At 47.1% G+C, this 19596-nt stretch carries 16 protein-coding genes; 5 read left to right on the top strand and 11 right to left on the bottom strand.

The genetic code is table 11. The annotated features are described in order from the left end of the window. Positions 1-27 precede the first annotated feature (27 nt). From B0181_RS08745 to rpmH, 11 genes are all read right to left on the bottom strand, one after another. Positions 28-1401: a transcription antitermination factor NusB gene (locus tag B0181_RS08745; RefSeq protein WP_078277130.1), complete on the bottom strand. Its 1374-nt coding sequence runs from the start codon at positions 1399-1401 to the stop codon at positions 28-30. Continuing rightward, positions 1401-2408, bottom strand: coding sequence for a methionyl-tRNA formyltransferase (gene fmt / locus B0181_RS08740; protein WP_115338092.1), 1008 nt, complete (start codon positions 2406-2408; stop codon positions 1401-1403). Before fmt ends, B0181_RS08745 begins: the two co-directional genes overlap by 1 nt. A gap of 71 nt (positions 2409-2479) precedes the next feature. Continuing rightward, positions 2480-3154 carry a riboflavin synthase gene (locus B0181_RS08735; RefSeq protein WP_078277128.1) on the bottom strand — a complete coding sequence of 225 codons (675 nt, stop codon included), beginning with the start codon at positions 3152-3154 and terminating at the stop codon, positions 2480-2482. A 455-nt stretch (positions 3155-3609) separates the two neighbouring features. After that, positions 3610-4665, bottom strand: coding sequence for a bifunctional diaminohydroxyphosphoribosylaminopyrimidine deaminase/5-amino-6-(5-phosphoribosylamino)uracil reductase RibD (gene ribD / locus B0181_RS08730; RefSeq protein WP_078277127.1), 1056 nt, complete (start codon positions 4663-4665; stop codon positions 3610-3612). Between the two features lie 81 nt (positions 4666-4746). Beyond that, on the bottom strand, positions 4747-5214 hold the full coding sequence (gene nrdR, locus B0181_RS08725; RefSeq protein WP_078277126.1) for a transcriptional regulator NrdR: 468 nt from the start codon (positions 5212-5214) through the stop codon (positions 4747-4749). A 74-nt stretch (positions 5215-5288) separates the two neighbouring features. Further along, a complete protein-coding gene (gene mnmE / locus B0181_RS08720) occupies positions 5289-6710 on the bottom strand; it encodes a tRNA uridine-5-carboxymethylaminomethyl(34) synthesis GTPase MnmE (RefSeq protein WP_115338091.1) in 1422 nt (473 codons plus the stop codon). Then, positions 6697-6834: a hypothetical protein gene (locus B0181_RS12125; RefSeq protein ID WP_158078957.1), complete on the bottom strand. Its 138-nt coding sequence runs from the start codon at positions 6832-6834 to the stop codon at positions 6697-6699. Before B0181_RS12125 ends, mnmE begins: the two co-directional genes overlap by 14 nt. Before the next feature lie 133 nt (positions 6835-6967). After that, positions 6968-8632 carry a membrane protein insertase YidC gene (gene yidC / locus B0181_RS08710; RefSeq protein ID WP_078277123.1) on the bottom strand — a complete coding sequence of 555 codons (1665 nt, stop codon included), beginning with the start codon at positions 8630-8632 and terminating at the stop codon, positions 6968-6970. Positions 8633-9025: 393 nt separating this feature from the next. Beyond that, a complete protein-coding gene (gene yidD, locus B0181_RS08705) occupies positions 9026-9346 on the bottom strand; it encodes a membrane protein insertion efficiency factor YidD (RefSeq protein WP_078277122.1) in 321 nt (106 codons plus the stop codon). Then, entirely contained in the window at positions 9340-9774 is a 435-nt protein-coding gene (gene rnpA / locus B0181_RS08700) for a ribonuclease P protein component (RefSeq protein WP_078277121.1), read from the bottom strand. Before rnpA ends, yidD begins: the two co-directional genes overlap by 7 nt. Before the next feature lie 199 nt (positions 9775-9973). Further along, positions 9974-10108 carry a 50S ribosomal protein L34 gene (gene rpmH, locus B0181_RS08695; RefSeq protein ID WP_003662232.1) on the bottom strand — a complete coding sequence of 45 codons (135 nt, stop codon included), beginning with the start codon at positions 10106-10108 and terminating at the stop codon, positions 9974-9976. Between the two features lie 799 nt (positions 10109-10907). Between rpmH and dnaA the strand changes: the two genes are divergently transcribed. The 5 genes from dnaA to guaA all read left to right on the top strand — a co-directional run bounded on the left by dnaA (position 10908) and on the right by guaA (position 19423). Further along, a complete protein-coding gene (gene dnaA / locus B0181_RS08690; protein ID WP_078277120.1) occupies positions 10908-12326 on the top strand; it encodes a chromosomal replication initiator protein DnaA in 1419 nt (472 codons plus the stop codon). Positions 12327-12538: 212 nt separating this feature from the next. After that, on the top strand, positions 12539-13693 hold the full coding sequence (dnaN, locus tag B0181_RS08685) for a DNA polymerase III subunit beta (protein ID WP_078277119.1): 1155 nt from the start codon (positions 12539-12541) through the stop codon (positions 13691-13693). Position 13694: 1 nt separating this feature from the next. Continuing rightward, positions 13695-14972, top strand: coding sequence for a DNA replication/repair protein RecF (gene recF / locus B0181_RS08680; protein ID WP_078277118.1), 1278 nt, complete (start codon positions 13695-13697; stop codon positions 14970-14972). A 282-nt stretch (positions 14973-15254) separates the two neighbouring features. Next, entirely contained in the window at positions 15255-17717 is a 2463-nt protein-coding gene (gene gyrB / locus B0181_RS08675) for a DNA topoisomerase (ATP-hydrolyzing) subunit B (RefSeq protein ID WP_078277117.1), read from the top strand. 143 nt (positions 17718-17860) lie between these two features. Then, the gene (gene guaA, locus B0181_RS08670; RefSeq protein ID WP_078277139.1) at positions 17861-19423 is read left to right on the top strand and encodes a glutamine-hydrolyzing GMP synthase; all 1563 of its coding nucleotides are present in this window, start codon (positions 17861-17863) and stop codon (positions 19421-19423) included. Positions 19424-19596: the final 173 nt, after the last annotated feature.

The following is a 19596-nucleotide window of genomic DNA, read 5'->3' as shown; positions in this document are numbered from 1 at the left end:
CTTTGGTAATGTCTTTAGCGGTGAATGTTACGAGCGCTTGTGCAGCAGCGCATAATAAAAGCCATCACCGCCATTAAGCACAGGCAAAATCTGCCGTCCGATGGTTTGCGCAATACCCCAATCTCCGTCCAATTTAATTTCGGCAGCGTCAGCGTGTTTTGCCAAAAACTTTTCAAGCTGCGCTTCATTTTCCTGCTTTAAAATCGAGCAAGTAATGTATAAAAGATAGCCGCCATCTGCCACGCTTTGCCATAGATTTTCCAAGATTTTTTCTTGCAAATCAGCGGTTTGTATCACATCAAGCTCACTGCGCAGTAAGGCGATGTCAGGGTGGCGGCGAATCACACCAGTGGCAGTACAAGGCGCGTCCAAAACCACAACATCAAAAGGTTTATCGCTGGTAAAAGTGGTGGCATCAGCCGTCTTGATGGTAAGATTTTTGCCCAGCAATTCACCAAAACCCAGTCGCTCCACATTGTCAAACACACGCACCAAGCGCTTTTCATCGCTGTCAATGGCGGTCATCTGATAATCGCCATGTTTCACGTGAAACGCCTGCAAATGCGCCAGCCAATGCGTTAATTTGCCTGCAGGTGCAGTACAAGCATCCAAAAGCTGTAGAGAATTTTTACTAAGCCTTGCCATCACGCCATCAATGATTGCCGCAGAAATCTGCGCATGCAAATCCTGCACCGCCACAAAACCATCATCAAATTTGGGTAGATTTTGCACATTGCCTTGATGGATTTTGAAGGCTTGCGTGGTGTATTCTTTATCAAAAACTTGCGTGTCAATCGCCACTTCATCAAACTCAAATCCTTGATTTATCAAAAGATTTTTATATTCATCGTGGCTGATTTTACTGACATTAGCACGCACAAAAATCGGCGCAGATGTGCGCAGCGTTTGCCCAAGCGCATCATAATACTCCGCCCAGTCTTGCTTGAGCGTTTTGGCAAGCCAATTTGGCAAGCTGTGATTTTTCTGCACTTTTTTGGCAAATTTGGCAGGTGTTTTGGCAACTTTACGCAAAATCGCATTCACCAAACCCCCTGCGCGTGGCTCGCCCAGCTCTTTGAGCGCTTCTACAGTGGCAAAAATTGTCGCATAATCAGGCGTTTGCAAATACAAAAGCTGATACAGACCAACATTTAACGCCGACAGCACCACATCGTCAATCTCGCCTTCCACCAAACTTTCGCTCACACGGCACAGCGCCCACCACTGGCGCAGCGTGCCAAGGGTCAGCTCGTGCGCAAAACCTTTATCCTGCGCAGGCACCGCCGACAGCAAGCCATCAAGCAATGCCGACAGCGACTGCCCAGACTGCACCAGCGTCAGCACAGCGATGATTTTAGCGCGCGTACTGATGTTTTGGCGCAGACGCTCTTGATACGTCATCACGCACCACCTTCATTGGTGAAATAATCGCCATCGCTGACTTTGTTGCTGTTTGCGATTTGCTCGGCGTTGAATGGCTTGCCGCCTGCCCATTGCAAACCCGTAATGTTGATCAAATGCTGCACGCCTTGCTCGTCTGCACCGCACGCCGCCAGCAGCGCATTTTTGCCAACGCTCACCACCTTGCCTGCGCTTTCGTGCGTGATTTGCTCGATTTTAATCGGCATGGCGGACAGCACCTTCACACGCTCACCATTTAAAAAGCTGTAAGCATTGAGCGCGCGGATTTGTCGCTGAATGGCGAAAGCATTCTCTTGCCAGTTGATTTGTCCGTCAATGGCGGCGATTTTTTCGGCATAATTTGCCAAATTTTCATCTTGCGCTTCGGCATTTTTTTGATAATTTACCAAATCCGCCAGCACTGCTGTAATCGCCGCACCACCAAGCGCAGCCAGCTTGTCATGTAAACTTTGCGTGGTATCCGTCTGCTCAATCGGACATTCAGCCTTGTACAGCATATCGCCTGTGTCCAGCCCCTGCGCCATCTGCATGATGGTAACGCCAGTGGTGGTGTCGCCTGCCAAAATCGCGCGCTGAATCGGTGCTGCGCCACGCCATCTTGGCAGCAAAGACGCGTGGATATTTAAGCAGCCGAAGGTCGGTGTGTTTAGCACGCCCAGCGGCAAAATCAAGCCATAAGCAGCCACCACCATCACATCAGGGCGGTAATTTGCCAATGTTTCACGTGAAACTTGACCGCTGATACCATCATCAGGCGCATACTTTAGACTAAAACTGACGGGCTGCTCGACCGCAATGCCGTGCGCCAAAGCCAATTCTTTGACAGGCGAAGCGGTGAGTTTCTGCCCACGTCCCGCCTTGCGGTCGGGCTGGGTATAGACAGCAGCAATCTCAATATTAAGCTCGTCTTGCTTATCGATGAGTGTCTGCAAGGCAACCTTGGCAAACTCTGGCGTGCCTGCGAAAATTACTCGGGTTTTGCTCATGAATTTTCTCTTTTTATCGTCTTGGCGCATCTAAAACACTGGCTTAAACTCACCTTGACGAGTAAACTATCTTATAAATAAAAGCCGTTTTGCGCTAAAAATTGCTCAGAAATGGTGTTTTTTGGTGCAGTTTGTTCATCATTGACACGAGATAAAAGCAGTCTTTCTAAATATCTTGCCACCAAATCCACTTCAATATTCACCGCCTTGCCCACTTGCCAATGGCGCGCGATGTTCGTCATCTCAGCAGTGTGCGGAATGATGTTCAGACAGACGATATTTTCATCAGGCTTAATGGCGTTGGTCGTCAAGGAAATGCCGTCCACCGTGATGGAGCCTTTATCCGCCGTGTACTTCATCAGCTCACTTGGGATTTGCACTTCAATGTACACCGAGCGCGCGTCTTTGGCAATTTTGGCGATTTTACCCACGCCGTCCACATGACCTGCCACGATATGCCCGCCAAATCGCGTGGTGGGCAGCATGGCTTTTTCCAAATTGAGCGTATCGCCCACTTGCCAGCCTTGCAGGGCGGTTTTTGATAAAGTTTCACGTGAAACATCGACCGCATAGCTGTCGCCATCAATCGCCACCACCGTCAAGCAAATGCCGTTAGAAGCGATGCTGTCGCCAAGTTTTACATCACTAAAATCCATTTTCGGCGCATGAATGGTTAAGCGCACATCACCACCAATCTGGCTGATGGCTTGCAATCGCCCTGTGTTTTCAATAATACCTGTAAACATTTTTCTCTCTTATGATTTTTCAGCCGTCTTTATTTGACTGCGCACTCATTTTTCAAATTTTTTTCAATTCGAACACTTGTGTTAAACTTGCCATTTTTATGTTTAATTTTTTAAATTATTAAGTGATTTTAAAATCTTTTTATAATTGAAAAAATTAAACATAAAAAGCCATGAAAAACACACTCATTTTATTACAAAATACTACTGTGGATAACTAAGAAAATTATCTTATTCTTTGTAAAGTCTTTGTCTGTACATAAAAAGTTTTCCACAGATAAATTTTCGCAAATAGGTATTGATAAAACGATTAAATTTTACGATAAAATATTTTATATATCAATGACTTAAAAATTTACGATTCTTGCAAACCGATGATTATATGACAAGTTATCCACAATCTGAAAAATTTGTATTTTTCGCAAATTAAATTTAAAAATTTATCCTGTGGATAACTTTCATGTGCTTTGCGGCTTTGGTGCGAATGTCATTTTTAAATCTTCGCCGATTTGTTCAGTTTTCATCAGTGTGAAATTCAGCTTTTGATTTAGTTTGTCAAACTTACCAGCAAACATCGCACGCGCTGAATCGCCAAGCAGGCAAGGCGCTTGATAAACAATCAATTCATCTACCAAACCCAGCTGCAAAAATGTCGTGCTAAGCGTGCTGCCAGCTTCCACCAGCACGTCATAACATTGGTATTCGCTCACCAAAGTTTTTAGCAGTTCTGGTAAATTCTCACGCCAAATCAGCGTGTCGGTTTTTTTAAAAACTTGATAATTATCAGTATGTTGTAAGCGAGCGCTTCTATCCACCACGACAATTTTTGGCTGTGTGATGTTATCCAAATCAAGGCTTGGCAAACGCACATTCAACGCAGGATTGTCCGCAATAATCGTACCTGAACCTGTGATGATTGCACCACTTTTGGCACGCAGTTTTTGCACATCTTGGCGCGCCGCAGAGCCTGTGATCCACTTGGATTCACCATCAGCCATCGCTGTACGTCCATCAAGGCTTGCGGCGATTTTCACACGCACAGAAGGCAAGCCTGTCGCCATCGCTTTTAAAAAACCTGCATTGATGGCTTTTGCTTCTTGCTCGCACACACCAACACGCACCTCAATGCCAGCTTCTTGCAGCATCGCCACGCCACGCCCAGACACTTGCGGATTTGGGTCAAGTGTCGCCACCACCACTTGTTTTACGCCACTTTCCACCAATGCCTTGGCGCAAGGTGGCGTGCGTCCATAATGGCTGCATGGCTCAAGCGTTACATAAGCACTCGCTCCTGCCACATCAAACCCATGATTTTTAGCGTCTTGCAGCGCATAAACTTCAGCATGGGGCAAGCCTGCTTTTGGGTGAAATCCCTTGCCAATTATTAAGCCATTCTTTACAATGACGCAGCCCACTGCAGGATTTGGTCTTGTAGTAAAACTTCCTAATTGCGCCTGCTCTAATGCCAAACGCATAAACTTTTCATCATCAGACGAAAAAGAATTTTTATCCATCATTAAGACCTACTCAGATTTTGATTTGACTATAAAAGCCTGCTGGTAAAAATAAACTCACTTAATTTGCAAGCCTTGCTTTTAATCCTTAGACTTACTTAGTGGCTGAAAATTAGCAAGCTCCGCCTGAAATGCCGCAATGTCCTGAAAATCACGATACACGCTGGCAAAACGCACATACGCCACGTCATCTACCGCTTTTAGCTCACTCATCACAATCTCGCCCAGCATTTTTGAGCTGATTTCTCGCTCGCCTGTGTGGCGCAATTTTTGCTCAATGCGGCTAATCATCGCTTCCATTTCATCAAGGCTGACAGGGCGTTTTTGCAGCGGCAGGGCGATGGAGCGCTTGAGTTTGGCGTGGTCATAAGGCTCAATGCGGCCGTTTACCTTGATGATGCGCGGCATGACCACTTCCACCACTTCAAAGGTGGTAAAACGCTCGCCACACTCCACGCATTGACGGCGGCGACGCACCTGCGAACCTTCGGCCGCCAAGCGTGAATCAATCACCTTAGCGTCCATTGCATTACAATAAGGGCAGTGCATAATTTGATTTCCGTGATGTTATGGCGAAGCTACAATCGCAAACTAAATCATAAATTTAAACCATCGCCACAAAGCTATTTACCGATACAAAAACTTGAAAAAATCTTACCCAGCAGCTCATCGGCACTGACTTGACCTGTGATTTCTCCCAAGGATTGCTGTGCGCTGCGCAGACTTTCCGCCACCAGCTCACCTGCATAAAACACCGTCAGTTGCTCGTGCGCTTCTAGCACATACTGGCGTGTGCGTCTTAACGCATCAATGTGGCGCGTGCGTGCAATCAGGCTGTTTTCTGGCGGATGAAAACCAACTTTCTCTTTGAGCATCGCCACCAAATCGGCAATGCCATCGCCTGTTTCACATGAAACATGGATAACATCTGCTGAATTTTTTAGATTTTTGCTCAACCTCTCATCGCTTGACCGAACATTCAAGGTTTCACATGAAACATCGAGCAAATCCGACTTATTCGCCACCATCAAAAGACGTGTGGCGATGTTTTGGCAATCATCGTCAAAGAGCGTCTTGGCAAGGGTTTCTGGGTCTGTTTCACGTGAAACATCATAAACCATCAGTAAAATATCTGCCTGTCTGATGGCGGTTTTGGCACGATCAATGCCAATTTGCTCCACTTTATCTGCCGTCTCACGCAGTCCAGCAGTGTCTGTCAAATGCACCGTCAAGCCGTCAAGCACCAAGGTTTCTTCAAGCGTGTCTCTGGTTGTGCCTGCCACATCAGTAACAATGGCGCGCTCCGTGCCTGCCAAGCGATTAAGCAGGCTGGATTTACCTGCATTTGGCTTGCCCGCCAGTACGACGTGCACACCATCACGCAGCAGCTGTCCTTGTTTGGCAGTTGCTAAAATCTCATCGATGCCTGCGAGCAGCTTTTGTAAGCGAGAATCAATCACGCCATCTGACAAAAAATCCACATCTTCTTCGTCAGGAAAATCTATGCTGGCTTCCACATACAGGCGCAAGTTGGTGAGATTATCAAATAACTCATTGATTTTATTAGAAAATTCACCAGACAACGAACGAATCGCACTGGCTGCCTGCGCCTTTGATGTGGCACTGATTGCATCGGCAATGGCTTCGGCTTGCACCAAATCAATCTTATCATTTTCAAAAGCACGCAGCGAAAATTCGCCTGCAGTCGCTTGGCGCGCACCCAGCTCAAAACAGCGTGTCAAAAGCATATTTTGCAGCACCATGCCGCCATGCCCTTGCAGCTCCACCACGTCTTCGCCAGTGAATGAATGTGGCGCTTTAAAATAAATCACCACCCCTTCGTCAATCGTATCGCCCTTGGCGTCCGTGAATTTGGCGAAATGCGCATGGCGTGGCGTCAGGCTTTTTTTGCCAGTAATCTGACAGCCCAGCTCATAAGCGCTGCGCCCAGACAGGCGAATCACACCCACACCACCTTGACCGATGGGCGTGGCGATGGCGGCAATGGTGGGATTTTGACTGGGTGTTTGCTCAAACGTGTTCAAAATACGGCTCTTGATTGGTGGATTTGTATGAATTTAAGAAAATCGGCTTGGTTTTATCCATTTGGCGCAAAACAAGCAAGACAAATGGCAAGTCTGGCAATGCACTTGCCCAAATTAAAACCATAACCTTTTATTGTATCATCTTTTTATCAAGTTTTGGCGGATTTTGGCGACAAATCCCAAAGCCAGCCTGCAAATCGCCTACCAAACCCCAAAAAAAAGCCCGTCCATAACGAACGGGCTTTTTGGTTTGGGATTTAGGCTGCGTCTCTTGCCGCCATTTCACGCTCCACACGCTTATTTACAAAGTGCTGGTGCGTCATGCTAAATAGGTTGTTCACCGTCCAATACAGCACAAGACCTGCCGGGAAAAACAGCATGAATGCCGCAAAAATCAATGGCATGATTTTCATCATTTTTGCTTGCATTGGGTCGGTTGGCTGTGGGTTTAGCAGCTGCTGAATAAACATGGTTGCGCCCATAAAAATCGGCAACACAAACCAAGGATCCATCGCTGACAAATCCTTAATCCACAAAATCCACGGTGCATGGCGCAGCTCAACACTCTCCACCAACACCCAGTACAGCGCAAGGAAAATCGGCATTTGTAGCAAAATCGGCAAACAGCCCGCCATCGGATTAACCTTTTCATCACGATAAAGCTGCATCATTTCTTGGCTCATTGCCATGCGGTCATCGCCGTGCTTGTCTTTAAGCGCTTGCAATTTTGGCGCAATGGCACGCATTTTCGCCATAGACACATAGCTTTTGTTTGACAGCCAAAACAGCGCCAACTTCACCAAAATCGTCAGCACAATAATTGACCAACCCCAGTTGCCAATCACCTTGTGAATGCCATCAAGAATGGCAAAAAGCACCTTAGAAATCGGCCACAAGAAGCCATAATCCACCGTCTGATTCAGACCCGGTGCGACTTTCGCCAAATCTTCTTGGATTTTTGGCCCTGCGTACAGCGTGGCGTCAAGCGTGATTTGCTTGCCTGCTGGCACGTTTACCGCTGGGCTATTAAAGCCGATGAAATTATCATTACCGCTGGCACGGCTATAAAATTGACCTTCAAAATCGCCCGGAGTCCATGCCGACACAAAATAGTGCTGTACAACGCCCACCCAGCCGTCTTTGCTCACCGCGCGCAATTCGCCATCGTTAAACTCTTTGAATTTTAGCTTATTATACGGATCGTCAGGCGTACCCCAAGCACCGCCCAAGTAAGTCGCCATCTGCATGAAGCCTTTGTTGTCCATGCCCGGATCATTGCTGTTGTCGCGTTTTAGCTGGGCGTACATTTGCCCTTGCCAGTTGGTTTGCGATGCGTTATTGATGTTGTAGCTTAGCTGAATTGGGTATTCGCCTGCGTTAAAGGTGTAAGTTTTGGTGATGGTTACGCCATCTTTTTGGTAGACAAGCGGCACTTGCAATGTACCTGCATTACCTTCTAGCGTGTAGCTGTTTTTTGGGCTGGTGTATTGCGCACGCCCTGCAGCGGTGTCAATGCCATTTTGCCCAATCAAGCCAGACTGCGCCACATAAGTGCGTGCGCTGTCGTTTTGTAAAAGCACGAACAACTCATCGCCATCCAGCGATTCTGTGTACTGCTTAAGCGCTGCGTACACGATGTCGCCGCCCACAGGATTGATGCGAATGTCATAGCGATCGGTGGACACGCTGATGAGTTCGCCTGCGCTCGCTTCGCTGCTGGCAGCAGTCGCCGCTTGCAGAGTGTTGCTTGCCACAGGTACATCGCCGCCAGCATTCACCACAGGCACGTCTGCGCTGGTTTGTGTCGCCACAGGCACGCTGCTTGCAGGCTGGTTGGCATAATCATCACGCCACGCCAGCACCAGCAAATATGCCGTAATCAGCATGGCAATAATAATCAAAATCCGAAGAATTTTTTGCATGAAAATCTATCCTAAGTTGGGTTTGGGCAGCAAATAAGCACCATCGCCAAACGTACAAGCGTTCAATTCGCTAAGCACATTCGCCAAATCATTATAAGCAAATGCAACATTGCGCAAACAAACGCTAAAACAAAAAGATAAATCGCCCATTTTACTAAAATTTACACAAAAATCCTAGAAAATATTTGTAATGGCGCAAGGTTTTGGTATAGACAGCCTAAACACCAAGCGTATTTTGCTTAAAATTCAGCAAAAGATGGCAGGCTTATAAGATAGGGGAATTTAAAATCAGCGAAATGCGATTTACCAAAGGGTAAAAACAAGGTGAAATAAAAGTCAATAAAATCAAAAAGATAACTAACATACAGTGCGCTTATGATATGGCTGGCTTTTTTAGCTCATTTTTAATAAATGCGCAAGCCTTGCTTTGTAGCTTGCATAATCTACCAGACACGCACGGTGCGTGATGCTCGCAGGAATGAAACGCTCACGGTATAATGCCAGCGGCACAAAATCCACGCCAGAGCCGCCAAAAGGCTGACAGCGCATGATCCGCCACGCCGCCAAACGCCCACCACGCCAAACGCCATGCCAAAGCAGTGCGTGCTTGGCGTACTGCGAGCAAGTCGGATAATAGCGACAGCGCGCCGACATCATAGGGCTGATGGCACGCTGATACACCTTAATTAAAAACAGCAGCACCTTTTTTAGCATGGCGTGCGCTCTTGTGCGTTATTTTGCTGGTTTGTTGTTAAATTTTCGCTTGGTATTAAATTTTTGTTTGGCGTGGTTTTTGGATAAGAATTTTTTATTTTTTCAAAAATCTTAACAATCTCAGCATACATATCCCAATCTTTTGTGTAGTTTTTCTTAATAATTAGCACCACATCCACCGCACCCATTTCCACGCTGGCATGACGAAAAGCTTCTCTGGTGATGCGCTTAATGTAATTTCTATCCACTGCACGTTTCAGCTTTTTTTTGGTAATGGCAAGCCCTAATCGTGCATGGCTGGTGTTATTTTTTTGTACAAACACAAGCAGATGCTCGCCATGCACTTTTTTGAGCGGTGCATCAAATACTTGGCGAAATTCGTCAGGCTTGAGCAATCTTTGTGATTTGCCAAAATGATAATTGGTCATATTTTATTATCCAAAATAAACTCGTCGCTCATTAGTATAGCACAAGCCCGATATTTACTCATGCGCCTTGTTAATATTGTGTATTGGCGCACGCTTTTTAAGCCTAAACAACCGTCCAACGAACTTAAAAAAATACCGACAAAAAAGATTTGGGCAACAAAAAAGCACCAACAATGTGGTGCTTTTTGTGCGCTTAGGCTTATACGGTCAAACGATGACGACCTTTAGCACGGCGGCGTGCCAAAACTTGGCGGCCTTTTTTAGTTGCCATGCGAGCACGGAAACCGTGAGTGCGCTTGCGTTTTAGAACGCTTGGTTGAAATGTACGTTTCATAAGGTTACCTTAAGGTTGGGTTGGCATCGCTGGGCTCTGCAGAAACCCGTCTGCGACGACTTTGGACTGACAAATCTAAAAAGATTTTATCAGCAAAAATATCACAAAGGTTTTACTCACCATAAGTAAAACTTGACAAGTCTATCAAAATTTACCTATTAGGTCAAGAATTATTTTGGTGAGCGTTTTTTGTGGTTCTTTGATTTATTGCTATTGATAAAAACATTTCACTGAATGTTAGGTTTTGTCGTTAAAATTTTCATGATTTTATTTTGAATGCTTGAGTGATTTTGAGTTATCATAGCATCAAACCTTTTGCCTGAAAGCCTTGAAAATCATAGGATTTAAAACTTATCCACAGATTTTAAAATCGCTTTTTATTTAATTTATATATAAAAATAATGATAATAAAGAGTGATATTTTCTGTGGAAAATCACAAAAATTGATTAAAAATCATTAGTTTAGTTTGTGGAAAAATTTGTTATAAGATTGTTTGTAAGTTGTGGATAACTTGTATTTTGAGTTATCCACAGACTTTTACAGAAACTTATCCACAGATTTGTAAATGGCACTTTTAAAAATTTGGCAAGTGTGATAATATGCGCAGCACTTGGCAAGGAAGGTGGATTTGCCCAAATATTGAATGATAGATTAAAAGATTGGGTAAATTTACTTAATAGTTGTTTTTGTGAGAATTACGCAAAAATAAGTTTAAAAATATTTTTAAATAAGATTTAAAACCTTGCCAAAATAAAATTTTTAAAGTTGTGAGCATGAAAGGTGTGGGCGGAGAGCAAAATGACATCGCTGTTTGATTATGACGAAGATTTTTTAGAAGAAGGGGTGAGTACCACTTCGTCAAGTCCTGCGCCTGCGTCAGTGGATTTTTGGCAAGACTGTGCTGCCGCGCTCAAAGAAGAAGTGGGCGAGCAGGAATTTGTGCAGTATTTTACAAGCCTTGAGCCAAGCATGGTAGGCAATAAGCTGGTGTTGCTTGCCATCAATGAATTTTTCTTAAAGCACATCAAGCAAAATCATTTTGATAAAATCGAGCGTCTGGTGGCAAAGCACGCCCCTTTTGTGTCTGGTGTGGACGTGCAAATCGCCCAGATGACAGCCGCGCCGCCAAAAGACGATAAACCAAGCGTCAGCAAAAAACAAAAAACAACATCACGCATTGCTGAAAGCGATACCGTGATGGATTATTTTACGTTTTCGTCTTTTGTGAAGGGTAAGTCCAATGAGCAAGCCTACAAAGCCTGCTATGACTTGGTGAAAAGCGATAAGCAAGCAGATTATCCGTTTTTGTTCATTTATGGTTCATCAGGGCTTGGTAAGACGCATTTAATTCATGCCGTGGCGAACAGCTGCTCAAAGGCAGGTCTGAGTTATTGTTATTTTGAAAAAGACGGTTTTAAGCGGTTTTTTGAAGGTGTGTTTGCTGACAATCGCAGCGGCAAAAGCAGTGTGAATAGCGTCATTAAGCGCATCATGAAAGCGGATATTTTGATGGTTGATGACGTGCATTTGATCACATCGCCGCACACATCACAGGTGCTGTTGTCGCTGTTTGATGAATTTAACAAAGGCGGCAGACGGCGTATCATTTTGGCTTCGGACAGGCACCCCATTAAAATGGAAGGCTTTAGTTCGCAGTTTTTGTCGCGGTTTTCAGGCGGTTTGGCGTTGTCCATTGAGCCGCCAGACATTGAAACGCGCGTGCAAATTTTGGAGAAAAAAGCAAAAGCGGTGGGTTTGGATTTGCCAAAAGACTGTGCGCTTTTTATTGCGCAAAACATTTTTTCTGACGTGCGCGCACTAGAAGGGGCGCTAAACAGAGTCTGCCACAGCGCAACGTTTACAGGCGAGCCAATCACGCTGCCGCTGGTGCGCAGCGCCATGCGTGATTTGATTGAAGCGCGCGCAAGAGCCATCAATGCTGATAACATTCGTGAAGTGGTGGCGGAGTATTATGGCGTGTCATCGCGTGATTTGATCGGCAAAAAACGCGCGCGCAACATCGCTCGTCCACGTCAAATGGCGATGGCGCTTACCCGTGAGCTGACGCGCGACAGCTTTCCCGAAATTGGGCAGGCGTTTGGCGGACGAGACCACACCACGGTCATGCACGCGTGCGAAAAAGTGCAAGAATTGTGCGAGACTGACCCTTTATTTTATAAGGATTACACCGCCTTAAAAGCGACATTGCAGCTGTGATTTTAAGGTGTATTTGAAACCATGTTTTAAAGCGTAATTTAAATGCGGCTTGATACGCCGCCTTAAAAGCGCGCAGACATCGCTTTAAAATTTGCCCTGCTTTATTACTGACGTGTGCGCATTGGCGTGCTACAATAGGCAAAATTGACAAAAATTTTAAGATTTTTAACCTAAGCAAAAGTACAGACACAAGCAAAAACAACGGAACGCTCATGAAACTATCCATTGACAAAGAACTTCTAATTAAAGCGATTAACATGGTGGTGAAAATTGCCGATAAGCATCACCGTGTGGCGATTTTGGGCAACATCAAACTTGAGCTTAGCGAAGAAAGTTTGGTGCTGACTGCTTCGGATTTAGAAGTAGAGCTGACTACGGCACTTGCTTTGCCGCAGGGCGCGTGCGTACAAGCTGGCACGACTACCTTGCCTGCTGAGAAATTTTTTAGCGTGTGTAAGGCGGTGGCAGGCGATGTGCTGCATTTGGACGCAACAGGCAGTCGCTGTGTGATTGGCGGCGAGAAGGGTAAATACACCCTAAAAGCCTTGCCAGCCGAAGATTTCCCAAGCATTGGCGCACCAAGCCAAACCACCACGCTAAACGTCAATCGCCATGCTTTGTTTGATTTGATTAACCACACACGTTTTGCGATGGCAACCCAAGATGTGCGCCATTATTTGACAGGCATGCTGTTTGAAATCATTGGCGACAAACTGACTGCCGTGGCGACAGACGGACACCGTTTGGCGGTGGCGCACCGTGCGCTTGATGAAAGTTATGATGAAAAGCGCATCATTATCCCCGGCAAGGCGGTGGGCGAGCTTGAGCGACTTTTAACTGAGCTTGTGCGTGATGGCAGCGAGCATGACGTGGTGTCGCTTGGCTTTGATGATGAAATGTTGCAAGTGTCGCTAAATTTTGGTGCAGACAGCGAATATCATGGTATGAGTGCGCTTTTGACCGCGCGTTTGATTGAAGGCAAATTCCCTGATTATCGCCGTGTGATTCCTAACAACATTGAGCGTGTGGCATTGTTTGATAAAGAAGAAGCGGTGGACGTACTGCGCCGCTTGTCTGTACTAAACAGCAAAGAAGCCCCGGGTGTGCTGCTGGATTTCGCCAAAGAAGACAGCGTTACCATCAGCGTGCGCAACCGTGAACAAGACGAAGCCGAAGAAGTGATGTCGGTGCAGTATACAGGCGAGCCACTTGAGCTGTCGTTCAACGAAGCCTATCTGCGTGCGGTGCTGCGTGTGCTTGATGGTGAAATTTACCTTGGCATGACTCAAGCCACCAGCCCAACACTGATTTATCAAGTGGGCGATGAGATGAATCATCAGTATGTAGTGATGCCAATGCGAGTGTGATATGCTAAGCACGCTTCGTGTTCATCAGCTGCGCAACATCGCCCAAGCCGATTTGGCGTTGTCGCAGTACAATCTGATCACAGGTGCTAATGGCAGCGGCAAAACATCGCTTTTAGAGGCGGTGTTTTTGCTTTCTCGTGGCAAGACTTTTCGTCATCATGAGCCTAAGCGCTACATCACGCACCACACCAATGCTTGCACCGTTTGGGCAAAAACCCAAGACGGCACGGCTTTAGCAATCCAAAAACAGCTGGACGCTGCCAATCTTGCCACCACCATTTTACGCCTAAACGACACACCGCTCACCGCCCAAAGCGAGCTTGCCAAAAGATTGCCCGTGCTTTTGATTGACCCTGCTGGCATGACGGTGCTAGAAGAAGGCAGCGGCGCAAGGCGGCAACTTTTGGACTGGCTGGCGTTTCACGTGAAACCTACTTTTCATAATGAGTGGCTGGCGTATCAGCGCCTGCTCAAGCAGCGCAACGCCTTATTAAAATCCGCACGCTGTGCCAGAGAGCTTGCTGCGTGGGATCAGCAGCTATCACAGCACGCCGCACGCTTGCACGAAGCACGCCAAGCGGTATTTGCTGCGTGGCATCCGCTGTTTTTGGCGATGGTGGCGCAGCTTTTGCCAGCTTATGCCGACAGAATTAAGCTGAGCTATTCGGCAGGGTTTGACGTATCGGCAGGGCTGTTTGCGGTGCTGCAAAGCAGGATTGATGGCGATGTGGAGCTGGGTTACACACGCGTGGGCGCGCACCGTGCTGATGTATCGGTAACGATGGGCGGTACGGCACAGCAAAGAGAGCAAGCGAGCAACGTGCTGTCGCGTGGCGAGAAAAAACTGCTCATCACCGCCTTAAAACTCTCACAATTACAGCTGATTTGTCAATACCGCACCAGCCAAGCTGCAGCCTTTGATGGCGCTTTACCGATGGTGCTGATTGATGACATAGACGCTGAGCTTGATGAGCGCGCGGTGGAGGTGTTTTTGGACGTGGCACTTGCCTTGCCGTGTCAGCTGTTTATCAGCAGTTTGCAAGCTGGCATCGCCAAAACCATCATCGCTAAATTAAAAGTCAAACACGCTCAAGGTACCTCTTTTCAAAACCAGCCTTCTCAAGAGCAAATTTCTCAAAACCCACCTTCTCAAGACAGTACCGCACAAGATGCGCCGCCTTTATCGCAAAGTTTTGATGGACAGGCGCAGGATTTGCTTAAAGTTTTCACTGTGCATCAAGGTGCGGTGAGCGCTGTGCAAATGATGAACGATGAGTAAATTTTCACAAATTACAAACCTGTCAGCTTTTGCCAAAAACACCGACAAATCCCCCTAAAATCGCCAAAATGTGCTATAATAAACAGTATTTTAACAAAATTATAGTCTTTGCAATTTGGTTTGATGTTTCGCTGGCTTGTCTTATAAGTGCCGCTTGTGCTGTCCATGGCTTGCCGCCTTGTTTTAAACGATGTTGAATTGACTATATCGCTGTGCTGTTTTTGCTTGGTTTTGCCAGTGGATTTGCAGCGCACGGCAAAATAACACAGTTAAGGAAATTGTATGAGCAGTCCAAGCGAGCAAAACGATTACAGCTCAAAAAATATCCGAGTCCTGCGCGGTCTGGAGGCGGTGCGTGTGCGCCCCGGTATGTACATTGGTGACACTGATGACGGTACAGGCTTGCACCACATGGTGTTTGAGGTGGTGGATAATTCCATTGACGAAGCGCTTGCTGGGCATTGCGATGAGATTAACATCATCATTCATGCGGACGAATCCATCTCTGTGGCGGATAACGGCCGGGGCATTCCTGTGGACATTCACCCAGAAGAAGGCGTGTCGGCGGCGCAGGTCATCATGACGGTGCTGCACGCTGGTGGTAAGTTTGACGACAACTCTTATAAGGTGTCTGGCGGTCTGCATGGCGTGGGCGTGTCAGTGGTGAATGCCTTGTCCAAAAAACTGACGCTCACCATTTGGCGTGATGGTTTTATTCATACCCAAGATTATACCGATGGCGTGCCAGATTTTGAGCTTAAAAAAGGCGAAACCACGAGCAAAACAGGCACACAGGTGCGTTTTTATCCATCTGCTGAGATTTTTAGCGGCACGATTTTTGATTATGACATTCTTGCCAAGCGTTTGCGTGAATTGTCATTCCTAAATTCTGGCGTGCGCATTGTGCTGACGGACGAGCGCAGCGACAAATCACAAGTTTTTGAGCATAAAGGCGGCTTGCTAGAATTTGTGCAATACATCAATGACGGCAAGCAAACGCTCAATGACGTGTTTCATTTCACCGCACAAGGCACGGACGGCATTGGCGTGGAAGTCGCCTTGCAATGGTCGGACAGCTACAACGAAAAAGTGCTGTGCTTTACCAATAATATCCCACAAAAAGACGGTGGTACGCACTTGTCGGGCTTTCGTTCGGCGCTCACTCGCTGCCTAAACGCTTACATGGACAGCGAAAACATCGGCAAAAAAGAAAAAGTGCAAGTAACGGGCGATGACGCACGTGAAGGCTTGGTGGCGATTGTGTCGGTGAAAGTGCCTGACCCTAAATTCAGCAGCCAAACCAAAGACAAACTTGTCTCAAGCGAAGTAAAAAGCGCGGTGGAAACCACCATGCACGAACGCTTGAGTGAATATTTGCTGGAAAATCCTAACGCCGCCAAAGCCATTGCAGGCAAGATTTTGGACGCAGCGCGCGCCAGAGAAGCGGCTCGCAAAGCGCGTGAAATGACCCGCCGCAAGACCAGTCTTGACATCGCAGGCTTGCCGGGTAAACTTGCCGACTGCCAAGAAAAAGACCCAGCGTTGTCTGAATTGTATCTGGTGGAGGGTGATTCGGCAGGCGGTAGTGCCAAGCAGGGGCGCAGCCGCAAAACCCAAGCCATCTTACCGCTAAAAGGTAAAATCCTAAACGTGGAGCGTGCGCGCTTTGATAAAATGCTGTCAAGCGCGGAAGTTGGCACGCTCATCACTGCGCTTGGCACAGGCATTGGCAAGGACGAATACAATCCTGACAAGCTGCGCTATCACAAAATCATCATCATGACCGATGCGGACGTGGACGGTAGCCACATTCGCACGCTGCTTTTGACCTTCTTTTTCCGTCAAACGCCAGAGCTGATTGAGCGTGGACATATTTACATTGCGCAGCCGCCTTTGTACAAGGTGAAAAAAGGCAAGCAAGAGCTGTATTTAAAAGACAATGACGCACTAAAATCTTATCTTTTGTCGTCCACGATTGATGATAATCAGCTGTATCTCACCAAAGACACGCCAGCCATCACAGGGCAGGCGTTAGAAGGCTTGATGAATGATTACAGCCAAGCCCAAAACGTCAAAAATCGCTTGGCGCAAAAATACCCAGAAGTGCTGATTAACGCACTCACCTTTGTGCCAAAACTTGAGCTTGCCGACACCCAAGACGAAGCTGCGATGACGACATGGGTGCAAAATTTACAAACCGTGCTGAATGAGACCGCAGGCGAGCTGAATCCAAAAGTGGTGCTTGAGCCGATTGGCGGTGCGGACACAGACGCTGATCTTGCCCAAAGTGGTAGCAGCACACCGAAGGCATTTTTGCCAAAAATCACCATTTATGTGCATCAGTTGCCGCAGCATTACACACTTGATCCGCTGTTCATCGGCTCTGGCGAATATGCGCGTCTTTTGAAACTGAGTTCCACATGGAACACGATTTTGACCGAAGACAGCTTTATCCGCCGTGGCGAAAAAGACTTTGCGGTTAAAGATTTTGACCATCTGTGGGAGCTGATGATGACGGAAGCACGCCGTGGCTTGTCTATCCAGCGTTATAAGGGTTTGGGTGAAATGAATGCCGACCAGCTGTGGGAAACCACCATGGACCCTGAAAACCGCAATATGCTCAAAATCACCATTGAAGATGCCATCGCTGCCGACCATCTGTTCAGCTGCTTGATGGGCGATGAAGTTGAGCCGCGCCGTGTATTCATTGAAGAAAACGCCTTGAATGCGGACATTGATGCTTAAATTTTCCGATAAGTATTTGATTTATAAGCGTTTAAATTATTGCAATAACAAACCACGCAGCATTGCGCCAATGAGTGTTTGACGGCTTTGGTGTTTTGCTTGAGTGGTTTGAATTTATCAGTCAATTTGTATTTGGAACTATCATGACCCAAAACATCACCACCGATCGTATCCTAATCCTAGATTTTGGTTCGCAGTACAGCCAGCTTATCGCGCGCCGTGTGCGTGAAGCTGGCGTGTATTCTGAGATGTATGCCTACGACCATGACGAAGACGACATCCGTGCTTTCAACCCAAAAGGCATTATCCTATCTGGCGGCCCTGAAAGCGTGTACGCAGAAGGCAGTCCACGCGCGCCGCAGGTGGTGTTTGAGCTGGGCGTGCCTGTGCTGGGTATTTGCTATGGCTTTCAGACCATGACCGCACAGCTTGGCGGCGAAGTGGTGGCAGGCAGTGTCAAAGAATTTGGCTATGCCAAGATTGACGTGCAAGTAGAAGATGGTTTGCTCGCTGGCGTAAAAGATGCCAACAACCAAACCCAAGTGTGGATGAGTCATGGTGATAAAGTGGCAAAATTGGCAGACGGTTTTACAACCACGTCCAGCACGCCAAGCTGTCCTTTTGCTTCTGCCAGCGATGAAGCACGCAAATTGTATGGCGTGCAGTTCCACCCAGAAGTTACTCACACCGAAAAAGGCGTGGAGCTGATTGCCAATTTCGTGCATAACATCTGCGGCTGCGGCAGTGAGTGGAATTCTGAAAACATCATTGAAATGCGTGTGGCGCAGCTGCGTGAGCAAATCGGCAATGAAAAAGTGCTACTTGGCTTGTCTGGTGGCGTGGACAGCTCGGTGGTGGCGGCACTTTTGCACCGTGCGATTGGCGATCAGCTGACTTGCGTGTTTGTGGATAATGGACTTTTGCGCCTAAACGAAGGCGACCAAGTCATGCAGATGTTTGCCGAGAATATGGGTATTCGTGTAATTCGTGCGGACGCCGAAAATCGCTTTTTGTCGGCATTGGCAGGCGTAACCGATCCAGAAGCCAAGCGCAAAATCATCGGCCGTGAATTTATTGAAGTGTTTGCCGAAGAAGCACGTAAGCTGGACGGTGTGAAATTCTTGGCGCAAGGCACGATTTACCCTGATGTGATTGAATCTGCCGCCAGCAAGCACGGCAAGGCGCACGTCATTAAGTCGCACCATAATGTGGGCGGTTTGCCTGACGATTTGGCATTTGAGCTGGTTGAGCCTTTGCGTGATTTGTTTAAAGATGAAGTGCGTAAACTTGGCGTGGCGCTGGGCTTGCCGCACCACATGATTTACCGCCATCCATTCCCGGGGCCGGGTCTTGGCGTGCGTATTTTGGGCGAAATTAAAAAAGAGTATGCCGACATCTTGCGCTTGGCGGACGATATTTTCATGCAAGAACTGCGTGAATCTGGCTGGTACGATAAGACGGCGCAAGCCTTTGCGGTATTCCAGCCTGTCAAATCGGTGGGCGTGGTCGGTGATGGCAGACGCTATGCGTGGGTGATTGCCCTGCGTGCGGTGGAAACGGTGGACTTTATGACTGCGCGTTTTGCGCATTTGCCGTACGATTTGGTGGATAAAATTTCCACACGCATCATGAACGAAATCGCGGACGTGTCGCGCGTGGTGTATGACGTGTCTAGCAAACCGCCTGCGACCATTGAGTGGGAATGATGGATTTGGTGTGATGTCGTTTTGATTTATTTTATAAATAGATTTGACGACACACCAACACGCCCGATGGCGCAGGCTGTCGGGCGATTTTGTAAGTACGTCATTGGGCGAGCAAATGGTTTCGTGTGGAACATTGTGCAGATTTTGCTGTGAAATTGGTGATTTGTAATCAT

The organism is Moraxella caviae, assembly GCF_002014985.1.
Lineage (GTDB): Bacteria > Pseudomonadota > Gammaproteobacteria > Pseudomonadales > Moraxellaceae > Moraxella > Moraxella caviae.
This window is presented reverse-complemented; position numbering and strand designations above follow the sequence as displayed.